The organism is Lactococcus sp. FSL K6-0773 (assembly GCF_038006485.1).
Lineage (GTDB): Bacteria > Bacillota > Bacilli > Lactobacillales > Streptococcaceae > Lactococcus > Lactococcus lactis.
In genome coordinates this window covers 563,217-582,407 of the sequence record NZ_JBBOVF010000001.1, presented here as the reverse complement: position 1 = coordinate 582,407, position 19,191 = coordinate 563,217, and the positions used below count along the sequence as shown (strand labels likewise).

15 protein-coding genes and 3 pseudogenes are annotated in these 19,191 nt (G+C 34.6%); 11 read left to right on the top strand and 7 right to left on the bottom strand.

Translation table 11 applies throughout. The features are described 5' to 3' along the window. Positions 1-7: 7 nt before the first annotated feature. The 9 genes and pseudogenes from MHB61_RS02840 (at position 8) to trmFO (ending at position 10,627) form a co-directional block, all read left to right on the top strand. The gene (locus MHB61_RS02840) at positions 8-1,735 is read left to right on the top strand and encodes an acetolactate synthase large subunit (protein ID WP_003131132.1); all 1,728 of its coding nucleotides are present in this window, start codon (positions 8-10) and stop codon (positions 1,733-1,735) included. Further along, positions 1,728-2,204 carry an acetolactate synthase small subunit gene (gene ilvN, locus MHB61_RS02835; protein ID WP_010905839.1) on the top strand — a complete coding sequence of 159 codons (477 nt, stop codon included), beginning with the start codon at positions 1,728-1,730 and terminating at the stop codon, positions 2,202-2,204. Before MHB61_RS02840 ends, ilvN begins: the two co-directional genes overlap by 8 nt. Positions 2,205-2,249: 45 nt before the next feature. Next, complete coding sequence (gene ilvC, locus MHB61_RS02830) at positions 2,250-3,272, top strand: ketol-acid reductoisomerase (RefSeq protein ID WP_137015821.1); 1,023 nt, start codon at positions 2,250-2,252, stop codon at positions 3,270-3,272. 55 nt (positions 3,273-3,327) lie between these two features. Beyond that, a complete protein-coding gene (gene ilvA / locus MHB61_RS02825) occupies positions 3,328-4,578 on the top strand; it encodes a threonine ammonia-lyase IlvA (protein WP_137015818.1) in 1,251 nt (416 codons plus the stop codon). Between the two features lie 115 nt (positions 4,579-4,693). After that, positions 4,694-5,404 carry an acetolactate decarboxylase gene (budA, locus tag MHB61_RS02820; protein WP_003131140.1) on the top strand — a complete coding sequence of 237 codons (711 nt, stop codon included), beginning with the start codon at positions 4,694-4,696 and terminating at the stop codon, positions 5,402-5,404. Between the two features lie 40 nt (positions 5,405-5,444). Beyond that, positions 5,445-5,825, top strand: coding sequence for a RidA family protein (locus MHB61_RS02815; RefSeq protein WP_003131142.1), 381 nt, complete (start codon positions 5,445-5,447; stop codon positions 5,823-5,825). 148 nt (positions 5,826-5,973) lie between these two features. After that, positions 5,974-6,819 (top strand): annotated as a pseudogene (gene dprA, locus MHB61_RS02810) (DNA-processing protein DprA). 260 nt (positions 6,820-7,079) lie between these two features. Continuing rightward, complete coding sequence (topA, locus tag MHB61_RS02805) at positions 7,080-9,212, top strand: type I DNA topoisomerase (protein WP_003131148.1); 2,133 nt, start codon at positions 7,080-7,082, stop codon at positions 9,210-9,212. Between the two features lie 71 nt (positions 9,213-9,283). Next, on the top strand, positions 9,284-10,627 hold the full coding sequence (gene trmFO, locus MHB61_RS02800; RefSeq protein WP_003131150.1) for a methylenetetrahydrofolate--tRNA-(uracil(54)-C(5))-methyltransferase (FADH(2)-oxidizing) TrmFO: 1,344 nt from the start codon (positions 9,284-9,286) through the stop codon (positions 10,625-10,627). Positions 10,628-10,671: 44 nt separating this feature from the next. Here trmFO and xerS read toward each other — a convergent pair whose 3' ends face one another. The 3 genes and pseudogenes from xerS to MHB61_RS02785 all read right to left on the bottom strand — a co-directional run bounded on the left by xerS (position 10,672) and on the right by MHB61_RS02785 (position 13,234). Further along, positions 10,672-11,742, bottom strand: a complete 1,071-nt coding sequence (gene xerS, locus MHB61_RS02795; RefSeq protein WP_003131037.1) for a tyrosine recombinase XerS — start codon at positions 11,740-11,742, stop codon at positions 10,672-10,674. 591 nt (positions 11,743-12,333) lie between these two features. After that, positions 12,334-12,948 (bottom strand): annotated as a pseudogene (locus MHB61_RS02790) (tyrosine-type recombinase/integrase). Between the two features lie 148 nt (positions 12,949-13,096). Further along, positions 13,097-13,234: a hypothetical protein gene (locus MHB61_RS02785; RefSeq protein ID WP_153915251.1), complete on the bottom strand. Its 138-nt coding sequence runs from the start codon at positions 13,232-13,234 to the stop codon at positions 13,097-13,099. Positions 13,235-14,115: 881 nt separating this feature from the next. On the opposite strand from MHB61_RS02785, the gene MHB61_RS02780 reads away from it, so the two are divergent. Beyond that, the gene (locus MHB61_RS02780) at positions 14,116-15,873 is read left to right on the top strand and encodes a CocE/NonD family hydrolase (protein WP_014570605.1); all 1,758 of its coding nucleotides are present in this window, start codon (positions 14,116-14,118) and stop codon (positions 15,871-15,873) included. Between the two features lie 67 nt (positions 15,874-15,940). Next, positions 15,941-16,852 carry a LysR family transcriptional regulator gene (locus MHB61_RS02775; protein WP_010905843.1) on the top strand — a complete coding sequence of 304 codons (912 nt, stop codon included), beginning with the start codon at positions 15,941-15,943 and terminating at the stop codon, positions 16,850-16,852. 269 nt (positions 16,853-17,121) lie between these two features. On the opposite strand, the gene MHB61_RS02770 is transcribed toward MHB61_RS02775, so the two are convergent. The 4 genes and pseudogenes from MHB61_RS02770 to MHB61_RS02755 all read right to left on the bottom strand — a co-directional run bounded on the left by MHB61_RS02770 (position 17,122) and on the right by MHB61_RS02755 (position 19,187). After that, the gene (locus MHB61_RS02770) at positions 17,122-18,051 is read right to left on the bottom strand and encodes a N(5)-(carboxyethyl)ornithine synthase (RefSeq protein WP_003131029.1); all 930 of its coding nucleotides are present in this window, start codon (positions 18,049-18,051) and stop codon (positions 17,122-17,124) included. Between the two features lie 38 nt (positions 18,052-18,089). Next, positions 18,090-18,293: pseudogene (locus tag MHB61_RS02765) on the bottom strand (CorA family divalent cation transporter); the annotation flags it as partial. Positions 18,294-18,426: 133 nt separating this feature from the next. Then, positions 18,427-18,978, bottom strand: a complete 552-nt coding sequence (locus MHB61_RS02760; RefSeq protein ID WP_003131027.1) for an Asp23/Gls24 family envelope stress response protein — start codon at positions 18,976-18,978, stop codon at positions 18,427-18,429. Between the two features lie 20 nt (positions 18,979-18,998). Next, positions 18,999-19,187, bottom strand: a complete 189-nt coding sequence (locus tag MHB61_RS02755; RefSeq protein WP_010905844.1) for a DUF2273 domain-containing protein — start codon at positions 19,185-19,187, stop codon at positions 18,999-19,001. Between the last annotated feature and the right edge of the window lie 4 nt (positions 19,188-19,191).

Genomic DNA, 19,191 nt, shown 5'->3' with positions numbered 1-19,191 from the left:
GGTTTGAATGAAAAAAATAAAGTTAGAAAAACCTACTTCCGGTTCCCAACTTGTTCTCCAAACCTTAAAAGAACTTGGAGTAGAAATTATTTTTGGTTATCCTGGTGGGGCCATGCTCCCCTTGTATGATGCGATTCATAATTTTGAAGGAATTCAACATATTTTAGCCCGTCATGAGCAAGGAGCAACGCATGAAGCCGAAGGTTACGCTAAATCGTCTGGTAAAGTTGGTGTCGTCGTTGTTACGTCTGGACCGGGAGCGACTAATGCAGTAACCGGAATTGCTGACGCTTATCTTGATTCAGTCCCATTGTTAGTTTTCACAGGTCAAGTTGGCCGTCTGTCAATTGGTAAAGATGCTTTTCAAGAAGCAGATACTGTTGGAATTACAGCCCCAATTACAAAATATAATTATCAAATTAGGGAAACTGCAGATATTCCAAGAATTGTTACAGAAGCCTATTATTTGGCAAGGACAGGACGTCCTGGACCAGTAGAAATTGATTTACCAAAAGATGTTTCCACCCTTGAAGTCACTGAAATTAATGACCCAAGCTTGAATCTTCCTCATTATCACGAAAGTGAAAAAGCGACTGATGAACAATTGCAAGAATTACTGACAGAACTTTCTGTCAGTAAAAAACCAGTCATTATTGCTGGCGGAGGAATTAATTATTCTGGCTCAGTTGATATTTTCAGAGCATTTGTCGAAAAATATCAAATTCCAGTTGTTTCTACATTGCTTGGCTTAGGAACATTACCAATCAGCCACGAATTGCAACTAGGAATGGCAGGAATGCACGGTTCATACGCTGCAAATATGGCTTTAGTTGAAGCTGACTATATTATTAATTTGGGATCACGTTTTGACGATAGAGTTGTATCCAATCCTGCAAAATTTGCTAAAAATGCTGTCGTTGCTCATATTGATATTGACGCTGCTGAACTTGGCAAAATTGTAAAAACCGATATTCCAATCCTTTCTGATTTGAAAGCGGCTTTAAGCAGACTTTTGCAATTAAATAAGGTCAGGACTGACTTTAATGATTGGATTAAAACTGTCACTAAAAATAAAGAGAAAGCACCATTTACTTATGAGCCCCAAAACCATGATATCCGTCCACAGGAAACAATTAAATTAATTGGAGAATACACTCAAGGAGATGCAATCATTGTGACCGATGTTGGGCAACATCAAATGTGGGTGGCGCAATATTATCCTTATAAAAATGCAAGGCAACTTATTACTTCTGGGGGAATGGGAACGATGGGCTTTGGCATTCCTGCAGCAATCGGTGCAAAGCTGGCACAGCCAAATAAAAATGTCATTGTTTTTGTTGGCGATGGTGGCTTTCAAATGACTAATCAAGAATTAGCATTACTTAATGGCTACGGTATTGCAATCAAAGTTGTTCTGATTAATAATCATTCATTGGGAATGGTACGTCAATGGCAAGAATCATTCTATGAAGAGCGACGTTCACAATCGGTTTTTGATGTTGAACCCAATTTTCAATTGTTAGCCGAAGCTTATGGCATCAAACATGTTAAGTTAGATAATCCAAAAACTTTGGCTGATGATTTAAAAATTATTACAGAAGATGAGCCAATGCTTATTGAAGTTCTAATTTCAAAATCTGAACATGTTTTACCAATGATACCAGCTGGGTTACACAGTGACGAAATGATTGGACTTCATTTTACTGATGAGAATGAGGAGGTAGATAATGCGTAGAATGATTATCGCAAAACTTCATAATGTAACAGGAATTATGAATCGATTTACCGCCGTTCTCAATCGAAGGCAAGTGAACATTCTCTCAATTACCGCTGGAGTTACAGAAAGTCAAGACTTAACTCATACCACTTTTGTTATTGAAGTTGATCATCTTGATGAAGTAGAACAAATCATTAAACAATTAAATCGCTTAATAGATGTGATTGAAGTAGCTGATATTACAGATTTGCCTCATGTAGAACGTGAAGTCGTCTTGATTAAAGTATCAGCTCCACCGACCATTAGGGCAGAAATTTTTACAATGATTGAACCTTTTAGAGTAAATGTAGTTGATGTCAATCTGGAAAATGTCACCATTCAATTAACGGGTGATTCAGCAAAAATCGAAGCACTTATTGATGTTGTTAGTCCTTATGGCATTCTAAATATGGCTCGGACAGGTAGTGCAGGTTTTGAGCGTGGCTAAATTTAAATAAGTTAACAAATAAATAGAAAAATAGAGGAAACAAAAATGGCAGTTACAATGTATTATGAAGATGATGTAGAAGTATCAGCACTTGCTGGAAAGCAAATTGCAGTAATCGGTTATGGTTCACAAGGACATGCTCACGCACAGAATTTGCGTGATTCTGGTCACAACGTTATCATTGGTGTGCGCCACGGAAAATCTTTTGATAAAGCAAAAGAAGATGGCTTTGAAACATTTGAAGTAGGAGAAGCGGTAGCTAAAGCTGATGTTATTATGGTTTTGGCGCCAGATGAACTTCAACAATCCATTTATGAAGAGGACATCAAACCAAACTTGAAAGCAGGTTCAGCACTTGGTTTTGCTCACGGATTTAATATCCATTTTGGCTATATTAAAGTACCAGAAGACGTTGACGTCTTTATGGTTGCACCTAAGGCTCCAGGTCACCTTGTCCGTCGGACTTATACTGAAGGTTTTGGTACACCAGCTTTGTTTGTTTCACACCAAAATGCAAGTGGTCATGCGCGTGAAATCGCAATGGATTGGGCCAAAGGAATTGGTTGTGCTCGAGTGGGAATTATTGAAACAACCTTTAAAGAAGAAACAGAAGAAGATTTGTTTGGAGAACAAGCTGTTCTATGTGGAGGTTTGACAGCACTTGTTGAAGCCGGTTTTGAAACACTGACAGAAGCTGGATACGCTGGCGAATTGGCTTACTTTGAAGTTTTGCACGAAATGAAATTGATTGTTGACCTCATGTATGAAGGTGGTTTTACTAAAATTCGTCAATCCATCTCAAATACTGCTGAGTTTGGCGATTATGTGACTGGTCCAAGGATTATTACTGACGCAGTTAAAAAGAATATGAAGCTTGTTTTGGCTGATATTCAATCTGGAAAATTTGCTCAAGATTTCGTTGATGACTTCAAAGCGGGGCGTCCAAAATTAACAGCCTATCGCGAAGCTGCTAAAAATCTTGAAATTGAAAAAATTGGGGCAGAATTACGTAAAGCAATGCCATTCACACAATCTGGTGATGACGATGCCTTTAAAATCTATCAGTAATTTCTCTTATTGATTGAACAAAAACATAAAAGCATTTTATGGAGGAATGACATAAATGATAAGTGCCAAAGAGGTTGAAGATGCCTATGATTTGTTAAAAGCAGTTGTCACTAAAACACCTTTACAATTAGACCCCTACCTTTCCAATAAATATCAAGCAAATATTTACTTAAAAGAAGAAAATTTACAGAAAGTTCGTTCTTTTAAATTACGAGGAGCTTATTATTCTATCAGTAAATTATCTGATGAGCAACGCTCTAAAGGAGTGGTTTGTGCCTCCGCAGGTAATCACGCACAAGGAGTTGCTTTTGCTGCAAATCAATTAAATATTTCTGCGACAATTTTCATGCCCGTTACTACACCTAACCAAAAAATTTCACAAGTTAAATTTTTTGGCGAAAGTCATGTAACAATTCGTTTAATTGGTGATACTTTTGATGAATCAGCCAGAGCAGCAAAAGCTTTTTCTCAAGATAATGACAAACCATTTATAGACCCTTTTGATGATGAAAATGTAATTGCTGGTCAAGGGACAGTGGCTTTAGAAATTTTTGCGCAAGCTAAAAAACAAGGAATAAGTTTAGATAAGATTTTTGTACAGATTGGTGGAGGTGGTTTAATTGCAGGAATTACGGCCTACAGTAAGGAGCGCTATCCCCAAACTGAAATTATTGGAGTTGAAGCAAAAGGGGCAACAAGTATGAAAGCTGCCTACTCTGCTGGTCAGCCCGTCACCTTGGAACACATTGATAAATTTGCTGACGGAATTGCGGTTGTGACTGTTGGTCAGAAAACTTACCAACTTATTAATGACAAAGTGAAACAATTGCTTGCGGTTGATGAAGGTTTAATTTCTCAAACCATACTCGAATTGTATTCAAAATTAGGAATTGTCGCCGAACCAGCAGGTGCAACATCTGTTGCCGCACTTGAACTTATTAAAGATGAAATCAAGGGTAAAAATATTGTCTGTATCATCAGCGGCGGAAATAATGATATTAGTCGAATGCAAGAAATTGAAGAAAGAGCTTTGGTTTATGAAGGTCTAAAACATTATTTTGTCATTAACTTTCCTCAAAGACCAGGAGCCTTAAGAACTTTTGTCAGTGATATTTTAGGGCCAAATGATGATATTACCCGATTTGAGTACATCAAAAGGGCTGATAAAGGTAAAGGGCCTTGTCTTGTTGGGATTTTACTTTCAGATGCTAGTGATTATGATTCATTGATTGATCGGATTGAAAGATTTGATAATCGTTATGTTAACTTACATGGAAATGATAGTTTATACGAACTTTTGGTCTAACTAACCAATTGGTTTGAGCCATTTTCTAGTTTCAATTCTCTTTAAATCACTAGAAATTTGATATAATTTAATTAATAAATTATTTAAATTTAATGAGATAGAAAAGAGAAATATCATGACAGAAATCACACAACTTTTTCAATATAATACCCTTGGAGCTTTAATGGCAGGCCTTTACGAGGGGACAATGACAATTGGTGAACTTCTGAAACATGGTGATTTAGGAATTGGAACTTTAGATTCTGTTGATGGAGAATTGATTGTTTTGGACGGTAAAGCCTACCAAGCTAAAGGTGATAAAACCATCGTAGAATTAACTGATGACATCAAAGTTCCTTATGCTGCAGTTGTTCCCCATCAGGCAGAGGTAGTTTTTAAACAAAAATTTACGGCCAGTGATAAGGAATTAGAAGACCGAATCGAAAGCTATTTTGACGGGCAAAACTTATTTCGCTCAATCAAAATAACTGGTGAGTTTCCAAAAATGCACGTTCGTATGATTCCACGGGCAAAATCAGGGACAAGATTTGTAGAAGTTTCACAAAATCAACCCGAATACACTGAAGAAAACGTCAAAGGAACAATTGTTGGGATTTGGACTCCAGAAATGTTTCATGGTGTGAGTGTTGCTGGTTATCATCTCCATTTTATTAGTGAAGATTTTACTTTTGGTGGACATGTCCTTGATTTTATTATTGATAATGGTACTGTTGAAATTGGCGCAATTGACCAATTGAACCAATCATTCCCCGTTCAAGATCGCAAATTCTTGTTTGCTGACCTTGATATTGAAGCACTAAAAAAAGATATCGATGTAGCTGAATGATAATCACTAGATTTCTTTAGCTATATTAAAGGAGAAATCTATGAAAATAATTGCAACATTAGATGCACCAGCCGCTATCGGTCCTTATGTTCAAGGCAAAATTGTTAATGGTTTACTCTATGCATCAGGCCAAATTCCGTTGAATCCATTGAATGGAGAGATTGTTGGAGATAGCATTGAGACTCAAACCGAACAGGTGATGAAAAATATTTCTGCTATTTTGAAAGAAGCACATTCTGATTTTGACTTAGTCATCAAAACAACATGTTTCTTGAAAAATATTGAAGATTTTTCAAGATTTAATGCAATTTATTCAAAGTTTTTTGATAAGGAATTCCCAGCGCGTTCCGCTGTTGGAGTCGCAGGATTACCTAAAAATGTCCTTATTGAAATAGAAGTCATTGCAGAAGTTAAATCCTAAAATTAAAACATATTAGCTATAAAAATTACTGACAAGATTTCTGTCAGTAATTTTTTTGGTTACAAGTCAGTCTTTTTTACGTATAGAAAATTATAAGCCAATTTTAAAATTGCTGACAAAGCTGTCAGTAAAAAATGGAGGAATTATGATAACAAATTTTGATTTATATCGTTGGAAAAAAGCTGGCATGACCAATTTAGGAGTAAATAAACTTTTAAAATTTTTTCATAGATATGATAAAAAAATAAGTTTAAGACAAATGGGACAAGTAGCACAACTTAAATCAATTCCCAACTTTATTGAACAATATAAAAATCAAGACGTAAGTAAACTGAGAGAAGAGTATAAAATATACCCATCATTTTCTCTTCTTGATGAAATTTATCCCGAAAGGCTCAAGGAAATTTACAATCCACCGGTTCTATTATTTTATCAAGGAGATATAAGACTCTTAAAAACTCCTAAATTAGCTTTTGTTGGTATTCGACAAGCAAGCTCACAAGGAATTAAAGCCGTTCAAAAAATTGTGACAGAGTTGAACCAAAATTTTACGATTGTCAGCGGACTCGCTAAAGGAATTGATACAGCAAGTCATCTCTCTGCCATTAAAAATAAAATCCCTACAATTGCAGTTATCGGTACAGGCTTAGATATCTTTTATCCTTTAGAAAATCGAAAAATTCAAGAATATCTTGCTAAAAACCAACTCATACTATCAGAATATTGAGTCGGAGAAAAACCACTTCGCTATCATTTTCCTGAACGCAATCGTATCATTGGGGGACTTTCACATGGTGTAGTAGTGATAGAAGCAAAGTTACGAAGTGGTAGTTTAATTACTTGTGAACGCGCTCTGGAAGAAGGAAGAGATATTTTCGCTGTACCAGGAAACATAGCAGATGGATTTTCAGATGGCTGTAATCATCTAATACAACAAGGAGCAAAATTAATCTATCAAGCCCAAGATATCTTAGAAGAATATTTGTATGATTAAAAAAAGCCTTATCACCTTGCACCACATGACTTAAGTCTGTTTTTATAGTACAAAAAAATATCAAGTTCTACTATAAGAAAACTAAATAACTTGACATATTGAAGAAAAGCATTTATTATGAGAGAGTGAATTTAATGTAAATAAGAGTATTAACACCTCTTAAACTATTATTTTACTTCCACATTCGATATATACCTCTATGAATTAAGATACAATAACTAAAAGATAGTGGATACCAAAAAGAATAAATAGGAAAAATTATGCCAACTTCAACTAAAAGTAAAACAAAAACAACTACAAAGAAAAAAACAACACGAAAAAGAGTCACTCCAGGTAAAAATCTGGTTATTGTAGAATCGCCAGCAAAAGCTAAAACAATTGAAAAATATTTAGGTCGAAACTACAAAGTTGTGGCTTCAGTAGGTCATATTCGTGATTTGAAAAAATCAACCATGTCTGTTGATATAGAGAATGACTATGAACCTCAATATATTAATATTCGTGGGAAAGCCCCATTAATCAACTCTCTCAAAAAAGAAGCAAAGGCTGCCAAAGCCGTCTATCTCGCAAGTGACCCGGACCGTGAAGGTGAAGCAATTTCTTGGCACTTAGCACATATCTTAAATCTTCCACTTGAAGAAAAAAATCGAGTGGTCTTTAATGAAATCACTAAAGATGCTGTTAAAAATGCCTTTAAGGAGCCGCGTCAAATTGATGTGGATCTAGTTGATGCCCAACAAGCACGCCGAGTTCTTGACCGTTTGGTGGGTTATTCAATTAGTCCTATTCTATGGAAAAAAGTCAAAAAAGGACTTTCAGCAGGTCGAGTTCAATCTATTGCCTTAAAACTAATTGTTGACCGCGAGAATGAAATTAATGCTTTTATTCCAGAAGAGTATTGGTCAATTGATGGTGAATTTAAAAAAGGAACTAAAAAATTCAAAGCATCCTTCTGGGGAATTGACGGAAAAAAACATCCTTTAAAAACCAATGAAGATGTCATCAAAGTCATGGAACGTTTAGACGGTCCTGATTTTAACGTAGATAAAGTTGAAAAGAAAGAACGTCGCAGAAACGCTCCTCTTCCTTATACAACTAGCTCAATGCAACAAGACGCAGCTAATAAACTTAACTTTCGTACCCGTAAAACAATGATGGTTGCTCAACAACTTTATGAAGGTCTTACTTTAGGAAGCCAGGGCCATCAAGGTTTAATTACCTATATGCGTACAGACTCAACACGTATTTCTCCTGTTGCACAAAGTGCAGCTCACAATTATATTGCTGATCAATTTGGAGAAAAATATAGTAAACACGGTTCAAAAGTTAAAAATGCCTCTGGAGCCCAAGATGCCCACGAAGCAATTCGACCTTCAAATGTCTTTAACACTCCAGACGCCATTGCTAAATATCTAGACAAAGATCAACTAAAACTTTACACACTCATCTGGAATCGTTTCGTTGCCAGTCAAATGGTCGCAGCTATTTTCGATACTGTTAAAGTAAATCTGTCTCAAAATGGTGTTATCTTTATTGCTAATGGTTCACAAGTGAAATTTGACGGTTATCTGCGAATCTACAATGATTCTGATAAATCAAATATGCTTCCAGAGATGGAAGAAAATGAAACTGTCAAAAAAGCGAATGTTAAACCAGAACAACATTTCACTCAACCACCAGCTAGATATTCCGAAGCAACACTCATCAAGACATTGGAAGAAAATGGAGTGGGACGTCCCTCAACCTATGCGCCTACACTAGAAACAATTCAAAAACGTTACTATGTGAGATTGTCAGCAAAACGTTTTGAACCTACAGAGCTTGGAGAAATTGTCAATAAGCTTATTGTTGAGTTCTTCCCTAACATTGTAAATACTGAATTTACAGCTGAAATGGAAAAAGATCTTGATGAAGTTGAAGAAGGAAAACGTCAATGGATTGAGGTTGTTGACCAATTTTACAAACCCTTTGCAAAAGAACTTGAAAATGCCGAAGAAGGTATGGAAAAAATTCAAATCAAGGATGAACCTGCTGGCTTTGACTGTGATGTTTGTGGAAGTCCGATGGTAATTAAGTTGGGACGTTTTGGAAAATTTTACGCTTGTAGCAACTTCCCAGATTGCCGAAACACCAAAGCAATTGTCAAAGAAATAGGCGTAAAATGTCCACTTTGCCATGAAGGAAATATTATTGAACGCAAAACAAAGAAAAATAGAATTTTCTATGGTTGTGATCGTTACCCAGACTGTGAATTCACAAGTTGGGACAAACCTATCGGACGTGATTGTCCTAAATCTGGACATTTTCTTGTTGAAAAGAAAGTTCGTGGTGGCGGTAAACAAGTGGTATGTTCAAATGATGAATGTGATTATCAAGAAGAAAAACAAAAATAAAAGGCGCTTCCGCGCTTTTTTATTATATTAATCAATGGAAAAATTTACTAAATTTAGATATAATTGGGACTATGAAAAAAACACATATTAACGTTATAGGAGCGGGACTTGCTGGTTCTGAAGCTGCTTATCAAATTGCTAAGCGTGGCATTCCCGTTAAACTATACGAAATGCGAGGCGTTAAACAAACCCCTCAACACAAAACAGATAAATTTGCTGAACTAGTCTGTTCAAATTCTCTTCGTGGAGCTGCAATCACTAACGCGGTTGGTCTCTTAAAAGAAGAAATGAGAAGACTTGATTCTGTAATTATCAAGGCAGCGGAAGTGACTCAAGTACCTGCTGGAGGAGCCTTAGCTGTTGATAGAGAAGGTTTCTCTGATTTTGTCACAAGAGAAGTTTCTAACCATCCATTGGTTGAAGTAATTCGTGAAGAAATTACTGATCTTCCAGAAGATGAAATTACAATTATTGCTACTGGACCTCTAACTTCAGATAAATTAGCAGAAAAAATTCATGAGTTTAACGGTGCGGATGGCTTTTATTTTTATGATGCAGCAGCACCAATTATTGACGCCAACTCGATTAATTTTGATAAAGTCTATAAAAAATCTCGATATGATAAAGGTGAGGCTGACTATATCAACTGTCCAATGACCAAGGAAGAATTTCAAGCCTTTCAAGAAGCTTTAATTTCTGCTGAAGAAGCTCCTTTAAACTCTTTTGAAGATTTAAAAGTCTTTGAAGGTTGTATGCCTATTGAAGAAATGGCCAAGCGTGGTTATAAAACGATGCTATTTGGCCCGATGAAACCTGTTGGATTGGAATATCCTGAAGATTATAAAGGCCCCAGAGATGGTGATTTTAAGACTCCCTATGCAGTTGTTCAACTTCGCCAAGATAATGCTTCCGCATCTTTGTACAATATCGTAGGATTTCAAACTCATTTAAAATGGGGAGAACAAAAACGAGTTTTCCAAATGATTCCAGGTCTTGAAAATGCTGAATTCGTTCGTTATGGAGTCATGCATCGTAATTCTTACATGGATTCTCCAAATCTTCTTAAACAAACTTTCCAATCTCGCAAACAAGAGAATCTGTTCTTTGCAGGACAAATGACAGGAGTAGAGGGCTATGTAGAATCAGCTGCTTCTGGTTTAGTTGCTGGAATTAATGCTGTCAAACTCTTTAATGACGAAGAAGTAGTTATATTCCCAAAAACAACGGCGATTGGAAGTTTACCTTACTACATCACCCATACTGACAGCAAACATTTTCAACCAATGAATGTAACCTTCGGAATTGTTGAAGAATTAGAAGGCCCACGAATTCGTGATAAAAAAGAACGTTATACTAAGGTAGCAGAGCGTGCTTTAAATAGCTTAACAGATATTATTTCAAAAGATAATCTATAACAAATAAAAAACACTTGGAATTTGAATCAAGTGTTTTTTATTTGTTATAGATTATCTAGAGCATTTTTTTGTTCTTCATTGATAATATGAGTATAAAGGTCTGTAACTTGAGTTGAAGCATGCCCTAACTGATTGCTCACCAATACCTGAGAATTTGTTTGAGCATAAAGTCGAGTCGCAAGTGTATGTCTAAGCTTGTGAGGGGTCACTCGCACTTTAAAAGCTTGAGAATATTTAGCAACTAATTTTTCAACACTAGAAGGATCTATTCGGCTAGGAACGTCTCTATAAAGTGTCACAAAAAATGCCGTATCTTTCGCTGTAGTCTTATAACGTTGACTTCGTACTTCCAAGTATCTTTCAAAATAAGTTTTGGCAAAAGGAGCATAAGGAACAGCATCCCTTTTTCCTCCTTTACGAGTTACCTCAACAACCATAGTAATAAGATTTAAATCTCTTAAATCTACATTAACTGCCTCAGAAAGACGAATACCAGAGGCTAAAATAAGTGCAATAATTGCTAAATCACGTTCTTTATTTTTGAAAAAACTAGAACGAGCTCTATTTGATAATGTTTTTTCATATTCATTATCAATATAGTCAAGAAAACCTTGAGTTTCATCTCCCAAAAAAAGCTTCCCTTTAATATTCTCAGCACGAGAAGCTAAAGTTTCGGATTTTTTCTTAGTCTGTACCTTCTTCATAACATTACGATAGAAGTAAGGCTCACCATCTTCATTTTCAACCTCTTCAGTAAGGTATTTATAAAGACTAGAAAGAGCAGATAGAGTACGATTAATTGTTGTTTGACTTACCCCATAACGAGTAGAGCGCGTATTTAAACGGGGTCTCTCCCTAAGATAGAGGATAAATGACTCCAAATCTCGTTTAGTTAAGTTTTCTAAAACAGAGAGGGAAACATCAGTTATCTTATCAACATCAGCAACTCCAGAATCGACCAACCAACTAAAGAAACGTTCATATTCTTTAAGATATTCATAAAGTGTATTCAAACTATAAGGAATAGTAAGTTTAGATTGATAATATTCTAAAACATAAGAAGGCATGATGTGTTTTAGTTTTTCAATATTTTGTATTAATTGTTCACGTTTCATAAATTTAAGTATACCAGAAGAGATATCCAATTGTCAAGAAAATTACAGTTTTTCGGAAAGATGTTACTTAAAACATATAGGAGTTCTGTGTCACACATTTTCTAAAGGTTTCGTAAACCTTGCTATTATAAGGTTTTGTTACACATTGCTCTCCTACTTTTTGTTTTAATTATCTTTCAAAAAATTTTTTCAGAAGTTTTTTCTTTTTCTTACTAAAATAAAATAATAGATATTATTATAAATCAAATCACTCACAAAAAAGAGAGATCCGATTAAGAATCTCCCTTTTACATCATTTGACTTGACTTTTTATGCATATTTTCCAATACAAAAATCCATCCTTTGAGGTAACTACGGCAACAATCTTAATCCTCTGTGGCCCACTTTTGGTTTCAACAGCCGCCTCGTCGCCTTTACGTAGTCTAATTGGTTGTAGGTGGTCTGGTACCTTCCAATAGCGTTTATGTTTGTCAGTTCCTTTAATATGGACTGCTTGAATGATTTACATGGTTACTCCCCTGTCATTTAATTACGTTAATCTGATTATATCAAAAATTACACGTTAAATAAATTTTTGATAGTTTGTGAATTTCATAACTTTCTTAACGCATCTTTAGCTTCAGCACTGACAATATGGGTATATAACTCAGTTGGTTTGGTTGAAGAATGTCCTAATTGGTTGCTGACAAGGACTTGAGAGTGACTGACATTATATAGACTTGTTGCGAATGTATGCCTTAGAGTATGAGGGGTTACTCTAACTTTATAGGCTTCTGAATGCTTTGCGACTAGCTTATTTATCGATGCGTTTGAAATTTTTCTAATTGTTTGATTATAGTCTGTGATAAATAAAGCTTCTACATCAGTATTTAAGCTACTTCTTGCCTCAAAATAATCTGTTATATATTTATGCTAAAAATGAGCAATAGGCACTACATCCTTCTTTCCTTCTTTTCGCATCACTCTTACTTTTCCAGTTTCAAGGTTTAAATCGTTAAGATTGATTCCTACAAGTTCCGCACAACGTAATCCAGATGATAAAAAAAGACTTAATATAGCTAAATCCCTGACTTTATTTTTCTTGAAACTTGTTCTTGCACGATTACTGATAGACTTTTCATAGTCATGTTCAACAAATTCTAAAAAGACTTTGGTCTCATCTCCTAAAAATAGTTTACCTTCCAGTTGAGACGCACGGTAATGCAAGGTTTCGCTTTTTTTTCGGATATGAATTAAACGGCTAGCATTTCTAGTAATGTAAGTATTGCCATTACTATCTTCGGTTTGTTCACAAAGATAATTATATAGGCTCTTTATTGCAGCAATTGTTCGATTTAATGATGATGTATGTGTATTAGAACCACATTTTGATTCTAAACGGAGTCGTTCGTGAAAGTACGAAGGCTTCTAGCTCACGTTTCGTTACGTTTTCCATTTCGTTCAAAGTGATTTCTTTGATGTTAGCATGGTTCGTTATGTAATTTTCACTCATCCAATTCAAATATTTCCTGAACTCTAGGCAGTAAGAGTAAATAGAGGCAATACTCAGCGGTACAGTGTCCTTAGACTGGATAAACTCATTGACGTATTAGGGAAACTCAAGCATGAGTTTATTTACATTATAACGATAACCATGATTTTCTGACATCTCTTTTTATTGTTCCTCAACATTTTCTATTCAAATTAGAATATATAGTAGTTAAATGTTAAAGTATTGTCAATTTTTATTTTAAGGGGGTCTGTTTAGGCTGCTTTTTTAGTTTTTCCCTTTTATTATTTATAATCCTCCTCGTCTATTCAAATGTTTTTTTGGTAAAAGATACTTATTTTGTTACTATTTTTAGTTTGTTAATAGTGGGTAATTTGTAGTGGCTGATTTAACGGAATCTGGTAAATCCGTAATACGATAAATCCAATCTCTGGAATATCCGTAATACGGAAAAGGCGTTCTACGGTAACCGAAATACGGATTTTCAGTAATATGGTTATTTCATCCGAAAAACGGGTTTTCAGTATTTCGGTGTTTAAACCTCAGAAAGAGTCTTCAGCATCGTATAAATGGATAGAAATTACTTAGCAGGTATGAACTTTTTTAAATGATATATATCTTTCCGAAAAAGTTTGCTTTTTCTCATATTAATTTGATTAATTTTTGTAGATACAATACCGACTCTAATACCGACCTTAATACTGACTTATTTTAGAGATTAAGTTTTTGTCAGAAAGTTTGAACCTTTTTCTGCAATTTTTCTTAGCACTATTCAAAAATTGAATACCGAGTTTATATTTACAAACATTATTCATAATTGGTATTTTACAAGTACCGGTACACCACTTATAATAAGCTTATAAAATAAAAGTTGGAGGCCAAATATGGTTGTGAAAATTACAGATAAAATGAAATTTAGTCGTTCTTTCGATTATGTCGATAATGGTATAGAACATGGTGTGTTAAGTAAGTTTGAACCTAAAGAAATTTTATTAAAGAAAGGAACGCTTATTGCTGAAGGTTTTAAACCGTTGAATTGTGATATCAAAATGCTTAAAGATGTCCCTGTGAAATTAAGAGACGGTGTAACAATTTATACAGACATATACTTACCAAATAACTGTAAAAAAGTTCCGACACTTATTGCTTGGAGTCCCTATGGTAAGAGTGCTGGGACTGCACCTCGCTATAAGAATCTCTTCAATATGCTTGGTATGGGAAATGCATGGAATTCTGGTCTAACAAAATTTGAAGCACCAGATCCTTCATATTGGTGTGCACATGGGTATGCTGTATGCAATCCGGATATGAGAGGGATTGCACATAGTGAAGGGAATACCACTATGGTAGGGTCTCAAGAAGACCAAGATGGTTATGATTTAATTGAATGGATTGCTAGTCAAGAATGGAGTAATAGTAAAACAGCACTTACTGGCACCTCTTATCTTGCCTTTTCTCAATGGTATATAGCTGCTGAACAGCCTCCTCACCTTACTTGCATTAATCCTACTGAAGGACTCTCAGATGGTTATAGAGATTTGGCTTTTATTGGAGGAATTCCCGATAAAAACTTCATTGAGAGATTACAAGTTAATCATGTAAGTGCAAAAGGAGCGAAGCGTGAAAATTTAGTAAAAGAGATGGACTGCTATCCTTTAGCCACTGCTGAAGTTTGGAAAGATAAAGTGGCTGATACATCAAAAATTACTGTACCTGCTTTTGTCATTGCAAGTTATTCTAATACACTTCATACGATGGGGACTTTCCGCTCTTGGAGAAACTTAGGTTCAAAAGAAAAATGGTTGAGAATTCACGATAAGCAAGAATGGCCATACTATTATGATAAAGATAATGTTGAAGAATTGCGTCGTTTCTTTGATTATTACTTATTAGATAAAGACAATGGTTGGAATAAAACTTCACAAGTTCGTTATTCATTAATAGATTTTCAAGGAAATAATACTAACGATATCTCAACGGGCACATTCCCACCCTCAGAAACCTCAAATACAAAATACTTCTTTAATCCACTTACTAGAACTCTGCAAGATAATGCGGGGAAAACGGATGTTGTATTACGATACGATACTCAAAGTTTGCCAGGAAAAATTTCCTTTCAGAAAACTTTTGATAAGAAAACTACGTTTGTAGGTTATCCTAAGCTCAAATTATACATGGAAGTTGAAAATTATAATGATATGGATGTTTTTGTGTGGCTACAAAAACTAGATAAATTTGGTAACGTACTAAGTGAATTTGTTGTACCTAATCACGGTGCAGTATTGCAAGACTTTACCCAAAATGGTGCCTCAGCACTCCGATATAAAGGTGCTTGGGGGAGGTTAAGAGCTTCAATGCGCCATCTTGATGTAGAACATTCAACTGACGAAATCCCTGCTTATAGTTTTGATCGAGTTGAAAAACTCTCTGAGAAACAAATAGTAGAACTTGATATTGTCTTAAGCCCAATCGGTCTTTCATATGATAAAGATGAAACGCTTAGAATCGTTATAAGTTCAAAGGATGAACTCGGCTCAGTAATGCCAGGCACACCTGGTTGCACACCTGATAATGGAGGGATTCACATTTTGCATACTGGAGGTATTACTACTTCTTATCTTCAACTTCCTCTTCTAAACTAATTATTCTGCCTTTTACCATATGACTTTAGGGATCATTTATGATATTCTAGTAATGATCGGAGGCCAGATGAAATTATCAACTCTACGATATTTTGTTGAGGTAGCAACTGAGAACAGCTTCACAAAAGCTTCACAAAATTTATTTATCTCTCAACCAACTTTAAGCAGAAGGATTCAAGAATTAGAGTCAGAGTTAGGGGTAACACTCTTTAACCGCAATAACACAAATAATATAATCCTTTCCCCAGAAGGTAAACAATTACTGGTGAAAGTTAGAGATGTTTTAGATCAAATTGAATCTATATCAGGGATGTTTGATCCTGAAGGGCCTAACAAGAACAATAAGGCATCAATTAAAATTGGATGTTTAACCAATTTTGACTTTAGTAAATTGTACGATTTAATAGAGCAGTTTAAAACACAATACCCAAACGTAAAATTTATAATTGAACAAGGTTCTCCCATGGAGCTAAATGATGGATTATTGAACAGGACGTATGATTTGGTACTTAATTTAGATAATTATATTTCTAATAATGATGTGCTCAAAACTTCTTTATATAAAAATAATAATTTACAAGTAGCCATTCAAAATAATCACAGATTAGCATCAAAACAAGAAATACAATTTTCTGATTTAACTGATGAAACACTTATTCTCATTGAAAGAAATAAATCCCCTCTGGTATTTGATTATGTAATCAATCAATGTTTGAAACATGGTTTTCATGCAAAAGCTAATTATTATGTTAAGAATTTAGATGAGGGACTTTCTAAAACATCACTTGGAGAAGGGATTTCATTTCTTTACTCAGGCATGGATAATGGTTATTTATCAAAAAAATATCGTGTAAAATTTTTAAATTTGAACGAAGAGAAAAGTTCACAAAATTTGGTTTATGCTTTTCAAGAAAATAATAATCCTATGTTGGATGAATTTTTAAACTTCGTTCATCAAAATAGATCTGATTTATATTAAAAACTCATCTTGCTATTCATTGCAAGATGAGTTTTTGACTGACCATAATTATTTTATATGTTATTAATACCAATCCGCTTTGTACAAGCTTTTTTTATATAAATTAGTAAACAAAAAGTACCTAATTGCGACAGTCAATTTTTTACATACATTTTATTATGCATAAAGCTTATTTTAATGTAATTGGTGATAGAATGAGCTAATATATTTTTTGCTACTATTGCTGCTGCGGCAATGGAATTAATACTCAAAGAAATATAATTGTTTCTTCAAGATTTAATACTTAAAAATCGTGAACAATCTTCACTAAAGATATTCTCGCTCAAAATCTTACTTAAATCTTGACTCACATTTCGGTAGATCAGTGATGGAGTATTAGGAACAACATAATAGTATTTTCCATCATTTTCGTAGATGGGGTCATCCATACTAGTAAAATGCGTTCCTTCAATAGTATTTCCAGCATCAGCTGCTACATCAATAATAAAAGTCCCTTTTTTCAATGATTTTTGTTCTGAAAAGCTTAAAATTGGATCATCCTCTTTCCCAATTTCAATTCCATTGATGATGATGTCGTACTTTGTATAATTTTCTTTGAAGATGGACATTGTTTTTCGATAATACATTCGGATGTTTGAGGAATATTTTGAGATACTACTAAAGGCACCCTGTGCAACATTTCCGGAACCTAAAATAGCTATTTTTGTCTCTTCAGTTGGAATAAATCCATATTGCAATAAAGCATCAAGGACACCTGCATAGCCTGCGTAAAAACTATTTTTATATAAAAGTCCCTTCGGAATACCTGATTCAAATATCTCATTTTCATAATAAATACAAGGTGAATTACTATCTAAATCTACTACAATTAACTTTTTAGGTAGAGCTTGCTCTTTCATGAATAATCGTCCTGAACCAAAAGGATGTGTCCACCCTATAATCATCTGCCCCTCTCTAAGATAAGGGTAATCAGTAGGCTGGATGAGTTTTAGTGAGAAGATTGCCTCTGATTCCGAAAAAACCTCAGCTCTTGATAAAATATGACATCCTTTATCAATGTATTCTTGATCATCAATATCTAAAAATTTTCCAAACCCCTCCTCTACTAATATTTCATTTTTAAAATCTTTAATGTCTTTTGGTAGAAGTGGGACTCGTCTCTCTCCTGGGAAGTTTGTTTTTACTAGGCCAATTTTCATAGTTTTTCCTTCTTCTTTCTATAATTTTATAAATTTCTCTAAAAAGTTTTTTTCTTTTTTAACCAGTACCAAACTAATACACTGATTAGAAGCGAAACAACCACTACAAATAACGAACGATAATGGACGACTTGAAAAGGCAACTTGAGATTTCCCCAAAACCCGTAAGTAATTGTTGGTATTGTTAAGACAATGGTAAGCTCAGTTAATATTTTCATAATATTATTCGACTGCTTCGATATAGTCTATCATGAAAGATTTCCTTAGACCTATTGACTTGATACTTCTATCTAAATAAAAAACTATATAATTGAAGTAACTTACTAAAAAAGCCTCACAATAGAGGCCTTTGTTCATCAGGATTTATCTAGAAATTTATTTAACTCTAGCTTCTTTATCTGTACTGTCTTCTACTTTGTCTTTTACTTTATCAACTTGTTCAGAGGTGAATTTTCCAGTCGTTTGAGCCGCACTAGTCACTCGATCTTGAATACTTACATCATCATCTTTTTGTTGCTCTTTCGTTTTAATATCTGTGACTGTTACGTTAACTTCAACAACATCTAATTCTGTCATTGCCGCAACCTCTTTACGAATGACTTCTTTAATTTTTTCATAAATATCAGGCACATTCTTATGATATTCTGTAACTACTTTCAAGTCTACTGCAACTTGTGTTTTACCAACTTCTACGTCAACGCCTGTTGTAACATCATCAGTATTAATAAGTTTTCCTGTTAGGTTTGAGAAGAAGCCACCTTCTACGGAAAGAAGTCCATCCACTGATTCTAATGCTAGTCCTACAATCTTTTGCACCACTTTATCTTCATAAGTCAAAGCCCCCTTAATTTCTGGTTGGGTTTCCTTTGTTTTAGGAGTTTCTTTTTCTGCCATTGTTCCAAATGCTTTCATGTTTTCTTGTACCATAATATTCTCCTTTTATAATGTTATTTACGATTTATAAATAGATCAATGATTCCTGTCCTCTTTAAAAATAGACCAATATAAATTCCTAATCCAATTAAAAATAAAACCAGAATCATTTTCCAAAATCCAATAGTGAAGATACACAGAGCAATGAGTGCACCTACGATTCCTCCTATAATCGGGTATCGATTTTTTTCGAGATAATCCATTGAT

What these genes read in the sequence shown, in the direction of transcription:
- MHB61_RS02840 (WP_003131132.1), top strand. Translation starts at nt 8, where the DNA reads ATGAAAAAAATAAAGTTAGAAAAACCTACTTCCGGTTCCCAACTTGTT.
- ilvN (WP_010905839.1), top strand. Translation starts at nt 1,728, where the DNA reads ATGCGTAGAATGATTATCGCAAAACTTCATAATGTAACAGGAATTATG.
- ilvC (WP_137015821.1), top strand. Translation starts at nt 2,250, where the DNA reads ATGGCAGTTACAATGTATTATGAAGATGATGTAGAAGTATCAGCACTT.
- ilvA (WP_137015818.1), top strand. Translation starts at nt 3,328, where the DNA reads ATGATAAGTGCCAAAGAGGTTGAAGATGCCTATGATTTGTTAAAAGCA.
- budA (WP_003131140.1), top strand. Translation starts at nt 4,694, where the DNA reads ATGACAGAAATCACACAACTTTTTCAATATAATACCCTTGGAGCTTTA.
- MHB61_RS02815 (WP_003131142.1), top strand. Translation starts at nt 5,445, where the DNA reads ATGAAAATAATTGCAACATTAGATGCACCAGCCGCTATCGGTCCTTAT.
- topA (WP_003131148.1), top strand. Translation starts at nt 7,080, where the DNA reads ATGCCAACTTCAACTAAAAGTAAAACAAAAACAACTACAAAGAAAAAA.
- trmFO (WP_003131150.1), top strand. Translation starts at nt 9,284, where the DNA reads ATGAAAAAAACACATATTAACGTTATAGGAGCGGGACTTGCTGGTTCT.
- xerS (WP_003131037.1), bottom strand. Translation starts at nt 11,742, where the DNA reads ATGAAACGTGAACAATTAATACAAAATATTGAAAAACTAAAACACATC.
- MHB61_RS02785 (WP_153915251.1), bottom strand. Translation starts at nt 13,234, where the DNA reads ATGAGTGAAAATTACATAACGAACCATGCTAACATCAAAGAAATCACT.
- MHB61_RS02780 (WP_014570605.1), top strand. Translation starts at nt 14,116, where the DNA reads ATGGTTGTGAAAATTACAGATAAAATGAAATTTAGTCGTTCTTTCGAT.
- MHB61_RS02775 (WP_010905843.1), top strand. Translation starts at nt 15,941, where the DNA reads ATGAAATTATCAACTCTACGATATTTTGTTGAGGTAGCAACTGAGAAC.
- MHB61_RS02770 (WP_003131029.1), bottom strand. Translation starts at nt 18,051, where the DNA reads ATGAAAATTGGCCTAGTAAAAACAAACTTCCCAGGAGAGAGACGAGTC.
- MHB61_RS02760 (WP_003131027.1), bottom strand. Translation starts at nt 18,978, where the DNA reads ATGGTACAAGAAAACATGAAAGCATTTGGAACAATGGCAGAAAAAGAA.
- MHB61_RS02755 (WP_010905844.1), bottom strand. Translation starts at nt 19,187, where the DNA reads ATGGATTATCTCGAAAAAAATCGATACCCGATTATAGGAGGAATCGTA.